The organism is Alkalibacterium sp. MB6, from assembly GCF_009935905.1.
Taxonomy (GTDB): Bacteria; Bacillota; Bacilli; order Lactobacillales; family Carnobacteriaceae_A; genus Alkalibacterium.
The window spans coordinates 1-15,138 of the sequence record NZ_PREX01000036.1 but is presented as its reverse complement, the minus strand read 5'-3'; the positions used below and the strand labels follow the sequence as shown (position 1 = coordinate 15,138).

The following is a 15,138-nucleotide window of genomic DNA, read 5'->3' as shown; positions in this document are numbered from 1 at the left end:
TTTTAATTGATGGTGAAGTTTCTATGCGAGAAAGACACGGCTTAAAGTTCAGACTATAGGAAGTAGAAATTACTACTAGATACTATTTAAATCCTTCTAAATAAAAAGCCACTGCTCATTGAAGTGTCAGTGGCTTTTTATCCACATTTAATGGCTCAAATTCCCGCACTTCCTGGCTCTAAATTCCGCACAGATGGCTCATTTTGTCCGCAATACTCAGGGTTGACCAACTGTTGATCCAAATGCCGTAGGCTATCGGTTTCATCATTAATCGCATAGAGAAAGAGTTTCAGTACTTTCTTAAACGTTAATTTTTTTGAATAGCGATCAAACTGACCGATAGCCTGTCGAGACGATTCACTTAATGTTTCTAAAGAAATGTACGAAAACCATTTATTTATGGTCATTTTTGTTTTATACTTATCCATGTTGTAAGTCCTTTGTTTTGGTCTTGGATAAGTCATCCAACCCCATTATAAAGGACTTTTTTATATCATGAAACAGTTAAAATTTTAATGCAACACTAGTGATTCCGATTATAAAAGATATTATAATTATACCTCTTAAAGACAATGTTGTTTTCAGTTATGAAGGTATTCAAACTATAAAAGAATCAGGGGACTATCCAGGATTTCGGGTAAACTTGACGGCAAGTTTAGAGAGAACTAGACAGCGACTCAAGATAGATATTGCTACTGGTGACACCATTACTCCCAAAGAAATTAAGTATGACTACCCGATGATGTTTGAAAAGAGAAGTATTCCTATTATGGCATATAACTTGGAAACCGTACTGGCCGAGAAGTATGAAACAGTCATATCACGGTCAGTACTTAATACACGGATGAGAGACTTTTACGATATTCATATCCTTCAAAAGATGATGGAGATAAATGTTGACCATTTCAAAAAAGCCTTCGAAGAAACAACTATCAAAAGAGAGACTAAAAAAGAAGACTATAATCGTAAAATAATCTTGAATACTATATTAATAAGTGAAGATATGAAACAATCATGGGCTCAATATCAAAGGAAATATGAGTATGCCGAATCCGTTAGTTGGAAATCAATTGTAAATGCTTTAACTGGATTGGAGAAAATGCTAGTTCCGTAAAGGTTAATAGAGCCTAGGGCGTTAACTTGGTAGCATGAAACTACTATGTATTTAAAATAGCAAATACAAAGAAAGGATGATTAGTAATCACATCAGCCAATCTTTTGTTATATTATTTAGAACACCAAGCGTTTCTGTTAAACTAAAGCCAACAGATAAAGAAAGAGGAGGTCAATGATGAAGTTTTTACATACGGCAGATTGGCATATTGGAAAAATAGTCAATGAGTTTTCAATGCTAGAAGATCAAGCCTTCGTTTTGAATCAACTAGTGGAAGATATTAAACAAATGGATATCGATGCGGTGATTATGGCAGGGGATTTATATGACCGAGCGATTCCGCCAAAAGAAGCAGTTGTGCTGGCAACGACTATTTTCAACCGACTGGTTAAGGAAGCGGGCATTCCTGTTTTAGTTATTGCTGGCAACCATGACAGCAACGAAAGACTTGAATACGGAGCTGAATTATTATCGTCAAGTGACTTGCACATAGAAGGGACGGTAAAAGAGACCGTTCGAAAAGTAACCATTAAAGATACAAACTTCTATTTATTACCTTTTGCAGACCATGTGACCATAAGGCAGTTGCTAGAGGATGACGAGATAAAAGATATCCAAGATGCCACGATCAAACAAATTGAAACCATTAGACAAGAGATGAATCCGGACGAAGTCAATGTCTTAATCGCCCACGGTTATGTTGTTAATGGTGGGAAAGAATCGGTTGAAGACTCGGATTCTGAACGCCCATTAAGTATTGGGACAGCCGAATATGTGGATGTCGATGTATTTGAAGCCTTTGACTATGTCGCACTGGGGCATTTACACAAAGCGCAAAAAGTAAAACACGAAACCGTTCGGTATAGTGGTTCTCCTTTAAAATATTCCAAATCAGAAGTGAATCACAAAAAGCAGTACTTAATTGTCGACATTAGCAAAGAGTCTACCAAAGTTGAGCCGGTTGAGATAAGAGCTTTGCGGGATATGAAGACATTAAGAGGGACGTTCAGTGACTTGGTGACTGGCGAATCGGATGACTTTATCTTCTTTGAATTGGAAGACGACCATTATGTGATGGATGCCATGAATCAGTTACGTAGACGCTACCCTTATGCCATGGGGCTGGAATATGTCTATCAAAAAAATGAGCGCTCTACAGACCAAACTGAGATAAAGCGAACAATTGAAAAGAAAAGCATGATTGAATTATTCGAAGACTTTTATAATGAGTATAAGGATATGGAATTGGATGACATAAGAAAAGCCGCTTTACACGGTATATGGGAAGATGTTCAACGAGCTGAGAATAAGTAGAACGGTATTCTTCCAATTGCTTCAGGAAAGAAGAGGTCAATTAGAACAATACGACCTTATTCTTCCAAATTCAAAAAGATTTTTTCGAGCAACTGGAGTAATAAGCCGTTATTATTCCAATTGCCACCAAATATTTAAGATTAATTAGAATAATAGCACGGTATTCCTCCAATTCTAAGTGAGAAAAGCTAGCTAACTGTCATAATAAGAGAAAAAGACTTGTCGGCTGACAAGTCTTTTCTAAATGAATCGATTGTATTATAAGAAGTAAGGGTCATCCATTGGATCGATGACTGCTTTTGGATTGTCGTAGCTTGTGTCTCGTCCGTTTGGCCCAAGTTCAGCTGCTGAACCAGGGTTAGCAGGCTCAGAAACAACGTTCAAGCTGTCGTATCCACGTGCGTTAGCTTCTTCGTTTGCTGTACGAGAATCGCGTGGAGTTGGTGTTAAATCAACATCAGCCAAGTCGATACCTAAAGCTTTTGCAACACCTTTTCCGTATTCAGGGTCTGCCTGGTAACAGTTGTTGATATGGCGGTGTTTGATTTGAAGCGTGCTGTCACCCATGTTACGAGCTGTGTTTTCAAATAAAACCAATTGCTGCTCATTTGTCATAGAACGGAATAGGATTCCAGGTTGTGTGAAGTAGTCATGATCGTCTTCACGGAAATCGTAATAATCCACTTGTCCACCTTGTAGCGCAGGCTCTTTCAAATCGCGACGGTCAGTCCAGTTACCGTAAGAGTTGTTTGCAACGTTAATCTCGCTTCCGCCATTTCCGTCAACGCGCATGTGTCCATCACGGTGTGGTGTGTGGAAATGCTGTACCCCACGAGGGTAGTTAACTGGAATTTGGTGGTGGTTAACGCCGATACGGTAACGTGCAGCGTCGCCATAACCAAATAAACGAGCTTGTAGCATACGGTCTGGTGACACCCCAATACCTGGTACTAAGTTAGATGGTGTGAAAGCCGCTTGTTCAACGTCAGCGTGGTAGTTATCTGCGTTGCGGTTTAATTCAAACTCACCCACTTCAATCAATGGGAAATCTTTTTTATACCATACTTTAGTTAAGTCAAACGGGTTATAATCTAAGTTAGCTGCTTCTTGTTCCGTCATGATTTGAACATACATTTTCCATTTTGGATACTGTTTTTGTTCAATCGCATTATATAAATCTCTTTGGTGAGATTCACGGTCGTTTGCAATCACTTGTGCAGATTCTTGGTCAGTTAAGTTTTGAATCCCTTGCATGGAACGGTGGTGGAATTTCACCCAAACACGCTCATTATCAGCATTAATAAAGCTGTAAGCATGTGAACTTGATCCGTGCATGTAACGGTAAGAAGATGGAATACCACGGTCACTCATAACAATCGTGACTTGGTGCAATGCTTCTGGTAAAGATGTCCAGAAATCCCAGTTTGTGTTCGGGCTGCGCATGTTTGTGCGTGGGTCACGTTTAACGGCACGGTTTAAATCGATAAAGTGCTTTGGATCTCTAATGAAAAAGACAGGTGTATTGTTTCCAACAAGGTCCCAATTTCCTTCTTCAGTATAAAATTTCAATGCAAAGCCACGAATATCACGTTCAGCATCTGCGCCACCACGTTCGCCTGCAACAGTTGAGAAGCGGGCAAACATCTCTGTTTGTTTTCCAACTTCAGAAAAGATTTTAGCTTTTGTGTATTTAGTGATGTCATTCGTTACAGTAAATGTACCAAATGCGCCTGAACCTTTTGCGTGCATACGACGCTCAGGTGTGACTTCACGGTTAAAGTGAGCGTGTTTTTCTAATAACCATGTATCTTGCAGCAAAGTAGGACCGCGTTTTCCGGCCATTAGGTTTGCTTCATTATCAACAACAGGTGCACCTGAAGCGGTGTGCATTTCTCGCGTGTGTTCATTCACACGTTGGTTACGACTTTCTTCAAGGGGTCCTAAACCATTTTTATCCATAGGGTTGTTCATATGTAAATCCTCCTTTAAAATAAGAGCAGACCTCGGTTTCATTTAATAAGCTCAAATAAAACCTGTCTGGAGTATCTTTTAGCTCTGTTCATTCTCAATTAAAACAATCTGTTATCATTAAGGATGAATAGAAGAATTAAGATTTACTCTTCCATAGACCAGATTATCATAGTTTTATGTTAAAATAAAGGCTAAAATTTAAAAGAATGGTTATATTGTCAGTAAAGCGCTAAAGAACAACAATTATCAGATTATAATTATTATTGAAAACACTCATCACGTTACAAGGAGGAAGATTATGCGCCCTTTAACATTAACAATGAACGCCTTTGGCCCATATAAAGAAAAAGTACACATTGATTTTACTCAATTTGCCCAATCGTCTCTGTTTTTAGTCAGCGGCCCAACCGGAGCTGGAAAAACAACACTTTTTGATGCGATCGCCTATGCGCTTTTTGATGGAGCAAGTGGAGACACGCGTGAAAAAGACACCTTTAAATCAGACTTTTCGACTGACACGGACTTGTGTTATGTGGATTTTGAATTTGAATTAGGCAAAAAGCGCTACAGTATACATAGAGAACCTACACAAATTGGACCGGGTAGCCGATCAAAGACGAAACAAATTCAAGCAAACGTGACCTTCACTCACCCAAATGGTACGACGACTAAAGTAAAAGAAGCGAACGCTGAAATTGAAGCCTTACTTGGCTTATCTTTTGACCAATTCAAGCAAATCGTTATGCTGCCGCAAGGTGCCTTTAAAAAAATGCTCGAATCAAAGAGCAATGAGAAGCAGGACATCTTTAGAAATATATTCCAAACCGATCCGATTGAACAGTTTCAAGATAGATTGAAAGAAACCTTTAGTGCTATAAAAAAAGAGAGGGCCTCTTACGAACAAGGGTTAGCCCAAGCCTTTCAGCAAGTGAAAACAGAAGATAACGATCAACTTAAGCAGGCAATCGACCGATTTGACGTACAAGCGACTTTAACTGAACTTGACGAACTTATAACTAAAGAGAAAACAAAGCTGGAAATGGTGAGAAAAGAGCTCAATGAGCTGCAAGACAACAAGCACCGACAAGAACGACTGGTTGATACCTTGTTAAAACAGGAGCGATTAAAGGAAGAAGAAGTCGAGTTAGCCAAGCAAGAAAGTCAAATAGATGACTACACTCAGCAATTAAAGAAGCATAAAGAAGCCGTTACATTAGTAGAAGCCAAAAAGCGAATAGAGGATACACTCAAAGACAAACAGACAAAAGAATCCGAATTAGAGAAGCTCGTTGCTTCAGAAACAGAGTGTATGACTAAACTCAAGGAATTAGACACGCAAAAAGAGGCCATCGACAAAGACGTGAAGCAAATTGAAAGCAAACGTCAAGCCATACAACAGTTAACTGACGAAATGAAAAAGATAGAAGAATTGGCTAACAGAGAGACCTTATACAAAACATTAACCAAGCAAAAAACAGAAGCTGAACACAAAGTGAACGACCTAAACGTGTCACAAGAGAAATTAGCTAAAGAAGTGGCGACATGTCAGAAACAACTCGAAGACCTCTCCAAGGTAAAAGACAGCCTGCCTGACCTTTATAAAAAAAGTGCGGATAAAAAAGAGACGATTAATCAGTTGACTAAGCGGTTAGAAGACATCGAAGAATTATGTGCCTTGAGAAAAGAAGGCGCCAAAATCAAAGGCCAATTCTCAACTGTTAACCGTCAATTAATTAAACTAAAAACCACCTATGAAGAGGCTCAATCGCTATACTACACGAACTTAGCCGTTGTTTTGGCTGGAGACTTGAAAGAAAATGAAGCCTGTCCAGTATGTGGATCAACGGATCACCCTAACGTGGCCCATTCCAAACAAGGGGACATCACTAAAGAAAGAGTAGAAGAGCTTGAAAAGGAAAAAAATGATTGCCAAAATGAGTACAATCAATTAGGGGCGAAACTGGAGTACTTATCACAAGAAGTAGGCAAACGATGCAAGAAACTAGAGTTGGACCATACAGAAGCTGATGACGCGTTTGAAGAGGCTAAAAAAACTCTGGCAAAGGAAAGAAACGACTGGTCTCTTTTGGAAAAGGAACGACAAGAGAAAGAGAAACGCGTATTAAATGAAGCAAAACTGAAAAAACAGTTGGAAGAGCATCAAAAACAGGAGCGAGACTGTTCAGACTTATTAAATAGTATGAGGCTCGGCATAAAGCAGACGGTTGAGCGGATGACAGAAGTGGAAAGTGAGTGCAAGAAGTTAAAAGAGACCCTTGCTTACGACTCTAAAAAAGACATTGAACAAGAGATTAATCAAAATCAACAGTTTATAAATGAAATGGAGAAGAAAGTAACCGATCATCAAGCGCAAACCAACCAGTTGACAGCTGATAAAGCAGCTATTTCTAAAGGAATCGAATTGACTAAGGAACACATTCAAAGCCTTAAAGAAAAACAGAAGGCATTAGAAGTAACCTTTAATGAAAAAATGGGTGCAAGTAGACTGGATGAACACTTTGAAAGAGCGGTTCTGGAAGGTAAGCAAGAACACCACATGCAAAAAACGATTGAAGATTACCATAAACGCTGTGCGGTTCATGCGTCTCATGCGAAAGAAGTCGAAGCCTTCTTAGGGAAGGTTGAAAAAGTAGACTCAAGGGAAAATCATGAAGCCCAGTTAACCAATATAAAAGAAGCCATACCAGGTATGGAGGAGAAGCGGGATACCTTACTCCAGATCACAAGCCAAAATGAACAGGCATACCAAACAATTCAATCCTTTAAAAAGCAAAGTGAAAAGATTGAAGCGGATTATCAAATGTACGGGGAGCTGTCTCGCATGGCGAACGGAACGTCTAACGAAACGGAGTACGTCTCCTTTGAACGATACGTTCTTGGCATTTATTTCGATGAAATTTTACAGGCAGCCAACGCACGCTTCACTCATATGACAACTAACCGTTACGAGCTTCACCGAAAAGTAGATAAAGGAAAAGGTGGCGGGGCCCAAGGGTTGGACGTAAACGTCTTTGACCATTTCACTGGAAAGATTCGCGGAGTCAACACCTTGTCCGGTGGGGAAAGTTTCAAAGCATCTTTAGCCTTAGCTCTAGGACTGAGCGATGTGATTCAAAGTAAAAGTGGTGGCGTCAGTGTCGACACGCTCTTTATCGATGAAGGTTTTGGTACGCTTGACTCAGACTCACTCGATAACGCGATTCAAACCTTACTTGATTTACACAAAAATGGACGGATGGTGGGCATTATTTCACACGTGGATGAGTTGAAAACCCGTATACCGTCACATATCATTGTAGACAAAACAAGTGCCGGCAGTAAGGTAAGGGTACAAAGCTAAAGACAGATTAGTCACACTTAAAGAAGAAGGGAATCACAACCATATGACGAATTGGAAAATTAAAATTGAGGAAATCATTAACGCTCTACGTCCAGAACTACAAGCATTAAGCGAGTATATTTATGATAATCCAGAATTAGGGCATGAAGAGTTCAAGTCATCAAAAGCCCATGTCGATTTATTGAAACAACACGGTTTTGAAGTAGAATACCCTTATCTTGGCATCGACACCGCGTTTAAAGCAGTCTATCAAGGTGAAAAAGAAGGCCCAAGTATCGCTTATTTGTCCGAATACGATGCCTTACCTGGAATTGGTCACGGTTGTGGGCATAATTTACTAGGGTCTACTGATACGGGTGCAGGCATTGTTTTGTCTAAGCTGGTCGATGATATCGGGGGAAAAGTCGTCGTTTTAGGCACGCCGGCTGAAGAAACGAATGGCGACAAAGTCACGATGGCAGATGCGGGAACCTTTGATGACATTGATGTGGCTTTTTGCACGCACCCATCAGATGGTTATTTCGCAAGTGGCACGTCTATGGCAATGGAAGCCATCGCCTTTAACTTTTATGGCAAAACGGCTCATGCAGCAGCTGCACCTTTTGAGGGCATTAATGCATTGGATGCTGTTTTGAACACCTTCAACAACATCAACTCCCTTCGCCAACAAATTCACCCAACCGCTCGAGTACACGGCGTGATTTCAAATGGGGGAGAAGCGGCGAATATCATTCCTGACTTTACACGAGCTGAGTTCTATGTTCGAGCAATGGATATGCCGTATTTGAATGAACTCAAGGAAAAAGTCATCCGCTGTGCTGAAGCAGGCGCAATGGCAGCCGGTTGTACCATGACTTGGGAGTATTATGAGACAGGCTATAAAAATATGATAACTAACGAGACATTATCCAAGCGCTATAACGACAACATGAAAGAGCAAGGCATTCAGATGTTAGTGGATGCACGTGATTCTATGGGATCGATGGATATGGGGAATGTCAGCCAAGTTGTTCCGGCGATTAACCCCTACTTTGAAATCACGAACGGAAAAGCGATCTCCGCTCACACGGTTGAATTTAGAGAGTGCACTAAAACAGAAGAAGCTTACCGAGCAATGGAAGACACCATCGCCGGACTAACTCTAACAGCTTTGGATCTCATTCAAGATACAGACCTTTTAAAAGCCGTAAAAGACGAGTTTGAACAGGCGATTAACTGACAATACGATGATCACTATTAATGATAGTCGGGACGAGGAGTCAGTCTTTTTTTAACAGAGTCATTTCCTTAACAATGATTAGCATGTGATACTAAATTAGGTATATATAATGATAGGATAGAATGGTATAGTATCCCTAACATAACCTTGCTAAATGGTTAAAGGAAAGAGGTTTGATACGTGGAAAACAAGTATAAAGGGACAAAAGTAGTACTAATGTTGTTTGCGTTCACTTTTTTAATGGTTGGCATATTTTTTCTTTATGAATACAGAGATATCACTTATATCAACAATCAATTAGCGGGAAATGGGTGGGATACCCATGCTGTTTATGAAAAAACACGATATGACTCTAAAATCGGAGAGTTTTACAAATTAGTTATTTACGAGGAATACGAAGACTACACGTATGAATACAGAGTGAGAGAAAGCATGGGTACAAGGCAACCTTATGTTCATACCTTTTTATTAGAAGGATCGAATGGCTTTGACGATGTGAGTATGCCGTATCAATTTGCTGTAAAATAAGGTCTAATGAGTTAACTAAATAAGAAAGAACGCCAAATTAATGTTTGGCGTTCTTTTTTTATAGACAATGACCGGACTAAAGCAAAGCGGTGGTATGATCTGGCAAGGGAACATCTGGACAAACTGCCTACATATGCGGATAAACGAGTAAATACTAACCTTCTGGATCATATTGAAACAGTTATGGCATTTGGAACACATAATAATTGAGGAACGATAAAACTGAACGTTCCTGCAAGGGATAAAAAGATAAAAAAGGAAACGAACCTTCTGTGACATTGTCTTGTAGAAGGTCGTTTCCTTTTTATTGATAAAATGCGTGCAACTAGTCTGTTTCTGGAAAAAGATACTGAAGTTATCTAACTGTCAGGACTTGACCAACACGAATGAGGTTAGGATTGGACAGATTATTAACTGATGCCAGACGAGCGACAGTGGTATTGTATCTGCGAGCGATGGAATAGAGGGTATCGCCGGATCTGACAGTATAGGTCTGGCTACCGAATGCTGGAAGATTCATCAGTTGAGAGCGGGTCACAAAACGGTATCCTTGAGATTTCAGACGGGTAATGATCGTTGGCAGTGCAGCTGGAGTACCGGAATCGCCGGCGCCTGTATGCATCAGGATAATAGCGCCTTGTGTAATACTTGATATGACGCGGTTTCCGATATCATGGCATTGATTGACGATGTTGCGGATGGATTGAGGATGATTATTCATACCGGTTCCTGTCAGGAAGAAGGTAGCTTTGACATTGTGGTTGGATAGAGTCTGTAAAATCCGATTGATATTTGTCCCATCAGATCCGTCATCAAAAGTCAGCGCAACGACTTTCTCTGTGGTGGATCCTCTGGTCACTGTCTGAGCTGGAGCGGCTGATACTGGAACAGCAAAGGTCAAACTGATGATTACCCCTAAAAACAGACAAACGACTTTTGCGATTAGTGATTGCATGCTTTTTGTGCTCATTTCACTCACGTCTTTCCTCATGCACAAAAGACGTTTAAGTGTTAGAAGCGAACAGCAGGCACATGATAGCAGGACCTTATTTTGCACCTTTATTATAAATCTAAACCATAGAAAAAGTACCAGTCAGCACTCAAAAAACAGTTAAAAATTAGGGGATTTAAACGAAAAAAATGACGGATATTCCGCCATTTTCATATGCATATTCACTTTAAATAGTCTTAGTGTAGCAGATGATCCGGTTGGCTTCCTTGAAGCCGATTTTCTCATGGAAGGCTGCACTGGTAGTGTTGTGGAGCGCCACGTCACTGGCAAATTCGGTTGCGTTCATAAAACGGGACCAGTCTTCGTAGACCTCAACCAGCTTTCTGGCAATACCTCTTTTTCTATATGCTTCCTTGACGTATATGCCTTCAAGGTAACCTGCTGGAGTGGTTCTCGTCCCTTCTACGTAATCGAATCTCAGCTGGACATGTGCAAAGCCCACGACCTGGTCATCAGTTTCACAGACAAACAGCTCAGCCGTACTATCCTCCTGATACCTCGTTATTTCCCGCTGAAGTTCGTCGTAATTTTCGCTGGGCCACAGCAGCAAAGCGAGTTGAGTAATGTTTTCAATATGTATGTCTCTGGCCTTGACGATTTTGTGCATAAGTATTCCTCCAGCTCAACTGTAATGAAAGAAATGAATGATTGTAAAAATAGTGTACCACAATTTATGGTCAAACGCTTTCAAATAAAGCCTTAATCCAGTAAGAATTACAGAAGGTCTCAAAAATACTTATGAAAGCATAAAGCTTAAAGCCAGGAGGCGCATCTTAAATTCATTTCTTTATGTTATACTGATTGAAAAATGACTGATGAGGAGGACAAAAATGAGAGTAGTCATTATAGGAGCATCTTTTGCAGGGGTAGCTGCTGCTTTTGAAGTACGGCACATTCATCCGGATGCAGAAATTATGTTGCTTGAAAAGCAGGATACCCTGGGATACATACCAAGCGGCCTTCATTTATATTGGGATAAGAAAATTAGTGACTTGGATGAGGCCCGTTTCGTTACAGAAGGTCAGCTGGATAAGCATGGAATCGTGTATCATCTAAATGCTACTGTACAGAAGGTCAACACGACTCAAAAAATAATCACTTATGACCAGCACGATTTATCAGACCAGCTATCTTATGACAAACTGATCATAGCGGCGGGATCGAGACAGTTATCTGAGAAAATTACCGGCAGTGCCCAGGAGAGTGTACTAAAATACAAGCGTTACGATGAGGCTCAGGCGGTTTTGATTAAAGTTGAGGAAAGTGAGCATATTACGATTATCGGTGGAGGGCAAGTTGGGGTGGAGGCTGCAGATCTACTGACCACAATGGAGAAACAAGTGACTCTGGTAGAAAGTATGGATTATGTTCTATTCAAGTATCTGGACGAGGATATGATCAAGCCGATCGAGAAGAATATGACTGAAAAGGGCGTTGATCTGAGAATGAGACAGACGGTCTCTTCCGTAGAGATGGAATCAGACCAGAAGGTGACTGTCTGCCTTGGTGAAGGATCTGTCACCAGTGATGCTGTTATCATGGGAGTGAATGTCAGACCGCATCTGCCTTTTTTGGATAAAACCATCAAGCAGCATACCGATCAGACAATTGCTGTCGACCGCTATTTAAGAACATCAGTCGAAGATGTCTTTGCCGTGGGTGACTGCATTCAATTGTCAGGACCGGGAGAAGACAGAGTCTATGTTCCATTGATCAATAATGCTGTTCGGACAGGTATTGTGGCAGCAGCCAATCTGATTGAGCCATCCCGAACTTTTAAAGGTTCGCTGCGTACAATTGGTACCCGTGTCTTCGGCAAGTATATAGCCAGCACAGGTATGACCGAAGCCGAGAGTCTGTTTACTGACCGGACTGTTGAGTCTCACAGGCAGGAGGTGCGTCTGACCAGTCTGGCTGATTCTGATACCGTGACTCTAAAATATGTATATGATGCCAAAACACATGAGCTGCTAGGCGCTCAAATGATATCAGATGCCAATATACTTGAAAAAATAAATGTGCTGGCGCTGGCTATTCAGTCGAAGCAGACCTTAGAAGATCTGCAGCAGACCGATTACTTCTTTAATCCAGCTTATTCTCAAATGACTGCCACCACAAATCTGATAGCCTGGATGGATGAGAGGGCGGACGAAGATGAAAATTGAACACTTTCTTGAGAAAAACGAAGTAAGAGAAATCACCATCTTCAATCAGCTCGTGCTGAACGGGGGTACGTTGTCTTATGGAAAGATGCTGAATCATTTGGGGGTATCGAAAGCGTCTCTTGAAAACGACTTGTCATCCATTGCTGTTAGAATTGAAGGTTTTGATCAGAAGGTCCAGCTTCAGTATGACGGACAGACGATTGGACTCAGCATGAGTGATGATCTGTCGCTCCAGCAGATTTACCGACTCTATCTGGATCAGTCTATCAAACTACAAATCATCACATTTCTTTTCAAGCATCAGGAGTTCTCGATTACACAGTTGACCCAGAAACTGGCAATCAGCGAGAGTTCTCTGTTCCGAAAAATTAAAGAACTGAACAGCCATCTTAAAGAGTTCGGCATTAAAATACGTAACGGACAGATGCAGGGTGAAGAGCTTCAGATCCGGTATTTCTATTTTCAGTTCAATTGCTATATAGAAGACAAAGCAACTTTTCTTGCTGAACATCCTGACGACCGGCTGACTCAGATGATCGATGCAATGGAAAAGTTCCTGGATGTAACGATTACTCCTGAGAATAGAGAGCGTCTGAAAATCTGGCTGATCATCAGCAATGCACGTGTATCAATCATAGACAAGCAGGCCAAACGTCTGAGAACCCAGATGAAGGCGTACAGAAAAGACCCCTTTTTTCATAAAATTCAAGTCTTTGTGCTGCGTTATTTCAGTCGGTATTCTATTGAAGTAGATGAAGTTGAGTCCATGATTCATTTTGCTTTTCTACTGGCATTTCCTGTTCTCACAGAACCGGATTTCCACGAATACAGATTGCTTCGGGACCGCCATGCACCTATCGCTTCAATGGACACACTGATAGCGGAGACGATCATCAATCATTTTAAGTACCGCAGATTACCTTATATGCTTGAACGGGACATGTCCTACCATCTCACTCATATCCATACCCGGCTATACTTTTTTCAAGGTGATATTGAAATCTACGAATATGAAGGAATTATAGCGAAGGAAAAGCAGATCGTTGGAACGAATGTTGTATCGTTCGCACGCACACTTTTGAAAACCAGTACCAAAACCCTCGCAGATAAGACGGGCGAGAGTAACAGTCTTTTGAAGATGGAGCTGCTGAAATACATTAGTCTTCTCGTTCTCATCACCTTTAAAATGGCCAGTGTCATACAGGTGGGAATTGATCTGAAAATGGACGGCTTGTATAAAGAGACTCTTGGAGAGCTGCTCATACTGAAATTAAAGCCGATCAAAGGGGTCCGGGTAGAGCACTATGACCCTACAAAAATCTATGATCTCGTACTGACCAATGAAGAACCGAAAGACCAGGCGAATTATGATGATGCCAGGATATATATACTTTCAGAAATTCTTTCTTCATTTGACATGGTGAATATACAAAGAATCATTCAGGAGCTGAATTAATAGAGTAAGCATAGCGTTATGCTGACACTTTTTTAGAAAGAGTAACTGTAAACAAACTCAGATAATATTCATTCTTGATAATGAAGTACCAAAATACGTTGTAAAAAGAAAAATACATTTCCTGATTTTATCCTTACAATAAGGAAATATAAGGCAAATGTATTTTTCTAATGTGGAAAACTCTCATTTAATAGCGGTCAGAATTCTACTCTTTTACTCTAAATATATGGAAGTCGATCAATTTAATAGATTTAATTGTGCCTATTTATTCCCTCGACTACATCAATTTCTTTGCTACTGAAGTTTGTTTTTAAAAAATACAAATTCATCAAGCCATTGTTCCCATATATTCAATACTGTGAAGATAATGGTTTTCTAATTTTATTATCAAAAAAGGGGGGAATTATAAATGGCTACTAGAATAGACATTATAGCAAATAATAAAGGGACTCTCAACTATTTTGACATATATAAAACCTGCCGTATGAATGATCATTATAGTGTGATAAATACTTTACTTTCTTTTAACAAATGTGTGAGTGATGTCGTAGGTCACTGAACTACTAACAATGTTTCTTAAATTGTATGTTGTTCTAATTGGGAAATTTATTGTTGCCAATCCAAATCCTTTGTACCAGATGATTTTATACGAGTATTGTCCAATTGACCGAACAACGTTTCACTTAGAGCGTGCTATTGCGGTTTAAATTTTTGTATTACTAACAACCGTGCTGGGAAATATAGTACTTGTTTTAGAATGGTCCGTACCGGCAATATGGATCCTGCACTTACTTTAAGTAAGTGTGGTTTTGAACTATACTTTACCATCTGGATAACCAAAATGATATATTTGCCTGATTTTCCAGTTATTCTATTTGAAAAATTATGAGTAGTAGATAAAGTTTCAAATTCTAGAGGCTTAAGATAAATTATTAAATAATCTTCAGCCTGAATAATTCACACTTTTTCTACTAATGGTAACTAACGTTGTCCTAACA

At 40.1% G+C, this 15,138-nt stretch carries 10 protein-coding genes and 2 pseudogenes; 7 read left to right on the top strand and 5 right to left on the bottom strand.

All coding sequences use genetic code 11. The features are described 5' to 3' along the window. Nucleotides 1-155: 155 nt before the first annotated feature. Nucleotides 156-428 (bottom strand): hypothetical protein, encoded by a 273-nt coding sequence (locus tag C3945_RS11090; protein WP_161879719.1) that lies wholly within the window; start codon nucleotides 426-428, stop codon nucleotides 156-158. A 98-nt stretch (nucleotides 429-526) separates the two neighbouring features. Here C3945_RS11090 and C3945_RS11085 point away from each other — a divergent pair, with 98 nt between their 5' ends. Both C3945_RS11085 and C3945_RS11080 read left to right on the top strand, forming a co-directional pair. Further along, nucleotides 527-1,114 (top strand): nucleotidyl transferase AbiEii/AbiGii toxin family protein, encoded by a 588-nt coding sequence (locus C3945_RS11085; RefSeq protein WP_272928100.1) that lies wholly within the window; start codon nucleotides 527-529, stop codon nucleotides 1,112-1,114. Between the two features lie 177 nt (nucleotides 1,115-1,291). After that, a complete protein-coding gene (locus C3945_RS11080) occupies nucleotides 1,292-2,428 on the top strand; it encodes an exonuclease SbcCD subunit D (protein WP_161879717.1) in 1,137 nt (378 codons plus the stop codon). Nucleotides 2,429-2,686: 258 nt separating this feature from the next. On the opposite strand, the gene C3945_RS11075 is transcribed toward C3945_RS11080, so the two are convergent. After that, a complete protein-coding gene (locus tag C3945_RS11075) occupies nucleotides 2,687-4,399 on the bottom strand; it encodes a catalase (protein WP_161879716.1) in 1,713 nt (570 codons plus the stop codon). A 298-nt stretch (nucleotides 4,400-4,697) separates the two neighbouring features. On the opposite strand from C3945_RS11075, the gene C3945_RS11070 reads away from it, so the two are divergent. The 3 genes from C3945_RS11070 (at nucleotide 4,698) to C3945_RS11060 (ending at nucleotide 9,507) form a co-directional block, all read left to right on the top strand. Next, the gene (locus tag C3945_RS11070) at nucleotides 4,698-7,760 is read left to right on the top strand and encodes an AAA family ATPase (protein ID WP_161879715.1); all 3,063 of its coding nucleotides are present in this window, start codon (nucleotides 4,698-4,700) and stop codon (nucleotides 7,758-7,760) included. Between the two features lie 43 nt (nucleotides 7,761-7,803). After that, complete coding sequence (locus C3945_RS11065) at nucleotides 7,804-8,979, top strand: M20 family metallopeptidase (protein WP_161879714.1); 1,176 nt, start codon at nucleotides 7,804-7,806, stop codon at nucleotides 8,977-8,979. A 180-nt stretch (nucleotides 8,980-9,159) separates the two neighbouring features. Then, complete coding sequence (locus C3945_RS11060) at nucleotides 9,160-9,507, top strand: hypothetical protein (RefSeq protein WP_161879713.1); 348 nt, start codon at nucleotides 9,160-9,162, stop codon at nucleotides 9,505-9,507. A gap of 361 nt (nucleotides 9,508-9,868) precedes the next feature. Here C3945_RS11060 and C3945_RS12010 read toward each other — a convergent pair. The 3 genes and pseudogenes from C3945_RS12010 to aac(6') form a co-directional block, all read right to left on the bottom strand. Further along, nucleotides 9,869-10,006: pseudogene (locus tag C3945_RS12010) on the bottom strand (LysM peptidoglycan-binding domain-containing protein); the annotation flags it as partial. 171 nt (nucleotides 10,007-10,177) lie between these two features. Further along, nucleotides 10,178-10,462, bottom strand: a pseudogene (locus C3945_RS12005) (polysaccharide deacetylase family protein); the annotation flags it as partial. A 223-nt stretch (nucleotides 10,463-10,685) separates the two neighbouring features. Continuing rightward, a complete protein-coding gene (gene aac(6'), locus C3945_RS11050; protein ID WP_161879711.1) occupies nucleotides 10,686-11,126 on the bottom strand; it encodes an aminoglycoside 6'-N-acetyltransferase in 441 nt (146 codons plus the stop codon). A gap of 223 nt (nucleotides 11,127-11,349) precedes the next feature. Here aac(6') and C3945_RS11045 point away from each other — a divergent pair, with 223 nt between their 5' ends. Together C3945_RS11045 and C3945_RS11040 are read left to right on the top strand one after the other, a co-directional pair. Further along, nucleotides 11,350-12,684, top strand: coding sequence for an FAD-dependent oxidoreductase (locus C3945_RS11045; protein ID WP_161879710.1), 1,335 nt, complete (start codon nucleotides 11,350-11,352; stop codon nucleotides 12,682-12,684). Continuing rightward, the gene (locus C3945_RS11040; RefSeq protein WP_161879709.1) at nucleotides 12,674-14,140 is read left to right on the top strand and encodes a helix-turn-helix domain-containing protein; all 1,467 of its coding nucleotides are present in this window, start codon (nucleotides 12,674-12,676) and stop codon (nucleotides 14,138-14,140) included. Before C3945_RS11045 ends, C3945_RS11040 begins: the two co-directional genes overlap by 11 nt. Nucleotides 14,141-15,138: the final 998 nt, after the last annotated feature.